The 6229-nt window shown below is 60.8% G+C and carries 6 protein-coding genes; 3 read left to right on the top strand and 3 right to left on the bottom strand.

Annotated elements, in window-relative coordinates; all coding sequences use genetic code 11:
• Positions 1-1221 (bottom strand): S8 family serine peptidase (locus tag CAPSK01_RS00340; protein ID WP_273702794.1); only part of this gene is annotated, 1221 nt, incomplete at its 3' end.
• Between the two features lie 228 nt (positions 1222-1449).
• Here CAPSK01_RS00340 and ppa point away from each other — a divergent pair.
• The 3 genes from ppa to CAPSK01_RS00325 all read left to right on the top strand — a co-directional run bounded on the left by ppa (position 1450) and on the right by CAPSK01_RS00325 (position 4100).
• Positions 1450-1998 carry an inorganic diphosphatase gene (gene ppa, locus CAPSK01_RS00335; protein ID WP_034920843.1) on the top strand — a complete coding sequence of 183 codons (549 nt, stop codon included), beginning with the start codon at positions 1450-1452 and terminating at the stop codon, positions 1996-1998.
• A gap of 70 nt (positions 1999-2068) precedes the next feature.
• Positions 2069-3679, top strand: coding sequence for an NAD+ synthase (locus CAPSK01_RS00330; RefSeq protein ID WP_034920842.1), 1611 nt, complete (start codon positions 2069-2071; stop codon positions 3677-3679).
• An 82-nt stretch (positions 3680-3761) separates the two neighbouring features.
• Positions 3762-4100: a P-II family nitrogen regulator gene (locus tag CAPSK01_RS00325; RefSeq protein ID WP_034920839.1), complete on the top strand. Its 339-nt coding sequence runs from the start codon at positions 3762-3764 to the stop codon at positions 4098-4100.
• Between the two features lie 187 nt (positions 4101-4287).
• Here CAPSK01_RS00325 and CAPSK01_RS00320 read toward each other — a convergent pair whose 3' ends face one another.
• Entirely contained in the window at positions 4288-5472 is a 1185-nt protein-coding gene (locus CAPSK01_RS00320; RefSeq protein WP_034920836.1) for an acyl-CoA dehydrogenase, read from the bottom strand.
• Between the two features lie 60 nt (positions 5473-5532).
• Positions 5533-6229: hypothetical protein (locus tag CAPSK01_RS00315; RefSeq protein ID WP_273702793.1), on the bottom strand; the 697-nt coding region annotated here is incomplete at its 5' end.

Below are 6229 nucleotides of genomic sequence, written 5' to 3'. Positions count from 1 at the left end.
CCCCTGCCATAGCGCAGCGCCACGGTTGGCCGCCGACATCTGCGCCCACAGGGCCGCAACTCCGGCTACGTGCGGCGTCGCCATGCTGGTACCATTCCAGCTTGCATATCGCGTCGGCAGCTTGGTTGATGAATAGACTGCAACCCCTGGAGCAACCAGATCTACATTGGCTCCCGAAGCCGGTCCCGATCCGCACGAGAACGATGCCAGCCGAAGCCCATTATCCACTGCGCCGACAGCCATGATTGAAGGGCTGTTGGCTGGCTGCCCAACAGTGCCTGTAGACCGGTGGTTGCCCGCTGCAGCGACGATCAGGCATTTCTTCTGCAGCGCGCGACGACCCACGGTTTCGTAAGCGGTAGAGGGAGTCGAGGTGGTGTTGCCGAGCGACATCGAGATGACCTGGCAGCCGCTATTGATCGCCCACTCCATGCCTGCGATGATGCCCGCACTCGACCCGCTCCCTGCATTGCTCAAGACCTTGCCCGCGTAGATGGCCGCTTTCCAGGCAATTCCATAGCGCCGGCCGCCGGCATCCTTGTATCCACAGGCGGTCCCAATGCAGTGAGTTCCGTGCCCGTGCCCGTCCTGGACGGCTTCCCCCGAGACGAAGGACTTGGTGACGATCCGCCGCCCTCGGAAATCAGGATGTTGCAGGTCCATGCCGGTATCGAGCACCGCCACTTTCATGGCGCTGCCCGTGCGCGACGAGTGGATCGCGCGCGTCGCTTTCAGACCCCAGGTCGATAATGCATCGTCAGCAAACGTTGCCATGGCACCCAATCGCTCCTCGGCGGCCACCGCCATAGCCTTCTGGTAGAGGTTGTCGACGGCATCCCGATAACCCTCCAGGTAATCACCAGACAACGAACCGCTCTCGCCGATGGCGTAGAACATACGCTCCGGTTCGATATCGAGAATCGCACCGTCGCCGTCTTCTGCCTGTGCCGCCATCAGGCTGTTCAGGGCATCGGGATCAAGGGTGACCAGCGCAATTCCCAATGTGGGAAAGACTGCTCCGCCAGCCTTCGCCACCTGCTCCATATCAATCGCCGAATCGGCAAAATCGGCTGCACTCGGCAGGCCAGCGACTGCAGCCCGCTTCTCGATTGCCCCCAAACCTTTGGCAACATCGTCTTCACGAAAAGTGATCAGATAACGCCCGGTCGTCTGCTCAGGCTCGCTCGCACTGGCAGCCGAAAATGTAGCTTGCTGTGACATGACTTTCTCCTTTCAATGGATGGACACGGAAGCTCTCGACCGTTTTCGATCGGCAGCTCATGGCGGACTTCACCAGCCGCCAGCGTGGCCCGCAAAAAAACACTCACAACATATTGCTTTAAAAAAGATTAGTTCACAAATCGACAAACCGCAAGTAACCATCGGTGCCCACTGTGCCGATAGGCAGTTATAATCGCAGTTCCCGCAACCAGCAGAGAGATCACGCCAATGGGCTTAGATCGCGTGCCGCCCGGCAAGGCACTCCCCAACGATTTCAATGTCGTCATCGAGATTCCGATGCATTCCGATCCAGTGAAATACGAGGTGGATAAGGAGAGCGGTGCGGTCTTTGTCGATCGTTTCATGTCTACTGCCATGCACTACCCGTGCAACTACGGCTACATCCCGCACACCATTGCCGGCGACGGTGATCCGGTCGATGTGCTGGTGGTGAGCCAGTTTGCGCTGCCCCCCGGCGTGGTCGTGCGCTGCCGCCCGATCGGCATGCTGGCGATGGAAGACGAGGCCGGGCCGGATGCCAAGCTGCTGGCCGTCCCGGTCGATAGTCTGACGTCGATGTATCGTGACATCGAATCCCCGCGCGATTTTCCGCAGGTCATTCTTGACCAGATCTCGCACTTTTTTGCCCATTACAAGGATCTCGAGCCTGGCAAATTTGTCAAGGTCGCAGGTTGGCTCGGCAGTGACGAAGCCAAGAAGGAAATCATCGACGGGGTCAGGGCCTACGCGAACGCTAAAGAGAAGCCGGCATTCTGAACCTCTCTGAACGATTCCACTGCGCACGCTGCATGGAGCGCGCGCGCCCCTTTCGCGGGTACTTGCTCTCATGTCCCTGAAAATTGCGATTGCCCAGATCAATGTTACAGTGGGTGACTTCGCCGCAAACCGTGCACGCATCCTCGATTTTGCCGAACGCGCTCGGCGACAGGGCGCTGACCTGCTGCTGACACCGGAATTGGCGCTCTGCGGTTACCCGCCTGAGGATCTGCTGCTGCGCGACGACTTCTGCGCAGCCTGCGATCGCGAACTGGCTACCCTGGCCGCCAGCCTGCCTGACATCGCGGTGCTCGTGGGACACCCGGAGAAACGCGGTCTACGCTGCTACAACGCGGCGACGCTGATCAACGACGGCAGGCGGGTCGCCACCTATTACAAGCAGCGGCTACCGAGCTACGAGGTGTTCGACGAGGAGCGCTATTTCGACTCCGGTGACGCCCCCTGTGTTCTGACGATCAAGGGCGTGCGTTGCGGCGTGAATATCTGCGCCGATGTCTGGGAAGCCGGTGCGGCCGATCTGGCCCGACAGGCTGGCGCCGAGATCCTGCTGGTCCTCAACGCCTCGCCTTACCACATCGGCAAACGCGAGCGGCGCACCGAGGTCCTGCGTCAGCGCACCGCCAGCACCGGCCTGCCGGTAGTGTACGCGAATCTGGCCGGCGGGCAGGACGAACTGGTCTTTGATGGAGGCTCATTCGTACTGGACTCACAAGGTGCGCTCTGCTGCCGGTGGGCACAGTTCGAGGAGGCGCTGGGCCTCGTTGACTTTGTCGATGGCCAGCCACAGCCGGGCACCATCGTTCCGGCGCCGTGCCTCGAAGCCGAGGTCTATCAGGCCCTGCTCCTCGGAGTCCGCGATTACCTCGGCAAGAACGGCTTTCCCGGCGCCATCATCGGCCTGTCGGGTGGCATCGACTCGGCACTGACGTTGTGCATCGCGGTCGACGCACTGGGCGCCGACAAGGTCCGTGCGGTGATGATGCCTTCTCCATACACCGCCGAGATCAGCCTCTCGGACTCGCGCGAGATGGTCCGCCTGCTTGGCGTACGCTACGACGAAATCGCCATCGAACCGGCGATGCGGACGCTCGGCGGGATGCTCGACAAGCAGTTCGCCGGTCTGCCGGCCGATACCACCGAAGAAAACCTGCAGGCCAGGATTCGCGGCATGATCCTGATGGCGATCTCGAACAAGACCGGTTCGCTGGTACTGACCACCGGCAACAAGTCGGAAATGGCGGTCGGTTACTGCACGCTCTACGGCGACATGGCCGGGGGCTTCGCGGTGATCAAGGACATTGCCAAGACGCTGGTTTACCGTCTCGCGCGCTGGCGCAATACGGTCGCCTACGCAATTCCTGAACGGATCATCAACCGCCCGCCATCGGCCGAGTTGAAACCCGACCAGACCGATCAGGATAGCCTGCCACCTTACGAAGTGCTCGACGCCATCGTCGAGGCGTACATGGAGAAGGATCTCAGTCCTCGTGAAATCATTGCCCGCGGTCATGCCGAAGCCGATGTGCGCCGCGTCGTGCATCTGCTCAAGATCAGCGAATACAAGCGACGGCAGGCGCCGGTCGGCATCCGTGTCACGCAGCGCGGTTTTGGAAAGGATTGGCGCTATCCGATCACGAACCGCTACCGCGACCTCTACTGATGGCAATCGCAAGTCTACCGATCACTTGCGGACGCCTGATTTCTGATACGATTTCCTTACGATCTTCCCTGGAGCAGAGGCCATGAAAAAAATTGAAGCGATCATCAAACCATTCAAGCTCGACGAAGTCCGCGAGGCTCTGTCGGAGATTGGCGTCACCGGCCTCACCGTCACCGAAGTCAAGGGCTTTGGCCGCCAGAAGGGCCACACCGAACTCTATCGCGGAGCGGAATACGTGGTCGATTTCCTGCCCAAGGTAAAGATCGAGATTGTCGTTTCCGACAGCGCGGTCGACAACGCCATCGACGCCATCGTCAAGGCCGCGCGTACCGGCAAGATTGGTGACGGCAAGATCTTCGTCAGCACCGTCGAGCAGGTCGTGCGCATCCGCACCGGCGAACTCGACGAGTCGGCGATATAAGGTGATTTCCGCAAAAAGCCGTACCAAGAGTCATGGCGACAGGCCGGGCTCATGGCCAGAATAACAAGCCGCTGCGGTAGTTGTTCGGGATCTTGATTCCCGGAAATCACCTAAGGCGATTTTTCCGGGAACCGCGAAAGTTCTCCGCCGCTGTTCGGGACGCTTGTCGACGACATCGCCAGCGGCTTCAGAAAGCGGCGATGCCGGTTTGCGCCCGGCCGAGGATCAACGCGTGTACATCATGCGTTCCTTCATAGGTATTGACCACTTCGAGGTTCACCAGGTGCCGGATGACGCCGTACTCATCCGAAATGCCGTTGCCGCCGAGCATGTCGCGCGCCATGCGAGCGATGTCGAGTGCCTTGCCGCAGGAGTTGCGCTTCATGATCGAGGTGATCTCGGGCGTCGCCGTGCCTTCGTCCTTCATCCGCCCGAGGCGCAGGCAACCCTGCAGGGCCAGCGTGATTTCGCTCTGCATGTCGGCTAGCTTCTTCTGGACCAACTGGTTGGCGGCCAGCGGGCGGCCGAACTGCTTGCGATCGAGCGTGTATTGGCGCGCCGTGTGCCAGCAGAACTCGGCGGCGCCGAGCGCACCCCAGGCGATGCCGTAGCGTGCCGAATCGAGGCAGGTGAACGGTCCCTTGAGCCCCCGCACTTCCGGAAAAGCGTTCTCTGCCGGTACGAAGACCTCGTCCATCACGACCTCGCCGGTAATCGACGTGCGCAGACCGACCTTGCCATGGATGGGTGGCGCCGACAGACCCGGCATGCCTTTCTCGAGGACGAAGCCACGAATTGCGCCGGCGTCGTCCTTGGCCCAGACGATGAACACATCAGCAATCGGCGAGTTGGTGATCCAGGTCTTGTTGCCCGAGATCCGGTAGCCGCCGTCCACCGCACGTGCCCGGGTCTCCATGCTGCCCGGGTCGGAGCCGTGGTTGGGCTCGGTCAGTCCGAAGCAGCCGATCGATTCGCCGCGCGCCAGCCGGGGAAGGTACTTCCGCTTCTGCTGCTCGCTCCCGAACTCGTGGATCGGCAGCATCACCAGTGAAGACTGCACGCTCATCATCGAGCGAAAACCCGAATCGACGCGCTCGACCTCGCGCGCAACGAGACCGTAGCTCACATAATTGAGTCCGGCACCGCCGTACTCGGGCGGAATCGTCGCGCCGAGCAGTCCCAGCTCGCCCATTTCCAGATAAATCGACGGATCGGTTCGTTCGAGACGAAAGGATTCGAGAACGCGCGGCAGCAATTTCCCCTGGCAGTAGTCACGCGCTGCATCGCGCAACAGTCGTTCGTCCTCGCTCAGTTGCGCTTCGAGCAACAAAGGGTCTTGCCAGCAGAATTTCGCTTTCGATGGCTTGGCCATGCGCTTCCTTTCTGTTCTCACCGGGAATTCTGGCTTTTGTAGTGGTAGGGTATCTCGGGATCAGAACCCTCGCTGCTCACCGAATCCACCCCCCTCGGTCACTGCCGGCAGTTCGGTTGCGGTCATCGAGTGAAACCCGTCGGCACCGAGTCGCCGGGTCAGTATGCTCGCAATTCGTCGCCTTTGCGCGGGGGTATCGTTTGGTCCGCTGATGTAAAGCGGCTTGCCGTTGTGGCCATAGGTGTACCGGACCGGACACACTGCCGCCTCGATGCTCCCGAAAAGTTGGGCCGCACGAGCATAATCGGCATGTGGAGGGAAGCCCAGATCCCGGGCATATGCGACGGCGCCCTCGACGAGCTTGCGCAGACAGCTTGGATGGACCTTTTCGAGCTGGGCGCCTTGTGCCATCTGCGCCCATTCCTCCTGCGAAAGCACACGAAAAAAGGCGTCCTTGACGCCCAGACAATAAGTGTCGACCAGAAACAAAGACACGGCCAGGTCGCCATTGGGCAGCGCACGGGCGAGTCCAGCCATGCCGAGACCCAGTTTGGGCAAATCCCTGGCGACCATGGAACTGTGGATTGGCAGATCAGCCGCCTGCGCCGCAGAGGGCATATGGCTGCGCTGTGGCAGCGACCTTCTGCTCGCCTGCGCTTTGCGTTTTCTGGCCAGCTTCTTTTGCCAGCTCCTTTCGTCGAGGGTCATGGTGTTAATGTGAAAGTCGCGTATGCGACTCACGAATCTCCCCTCCCCA

It is taken from the genome of Candidatus Accumulibacter vicinus, from assembly GCF_000584955.1.
GTDB lineage: Bacteria > Pseudomonadota > Gammaproteobacteria > Burkholderiales > Rhodocyclaceae > Accumulibacter > Accumulibacter vicinus.
This window is presented reverse-complemented; position numbering and strand designations above follow the sequence as displayed.

What these genes read in the sequence shown, in the direction of transcription:
- ppa (WP_034920843.1), top strand. Translation starts at nt 1,450, where the DNA reads ATGGGCTTAGATCGCGTGCCGCCCGGCAAGGCACTCCCCAACGATTTC.
- CAPSK01_RS00330 (WP_034920842.1), top strand. Translation starts at nt 2,069, where the DNA reads ATGTCCCTGAAAATTGCGATTGCCCAGATCAATGTTACAGTGGGTGAC.
- CAPSK01_RS00325 (WP_034920839.1), top strand. Translation starts at nt 3,762, where the DNA reads ATGAAAAAAATTGAAGCGATCATCAAACCATTCAAGCTCGACGAAGTC.
- CAPSK01_RS00320 (WP_034920836.1), bottom strand. Translation starts at nt 5,472, where the DNA reads ATGGCCAAGCCATCGAAAGCGAAATTCTGCTGGCAAGACCCTTTGTTG.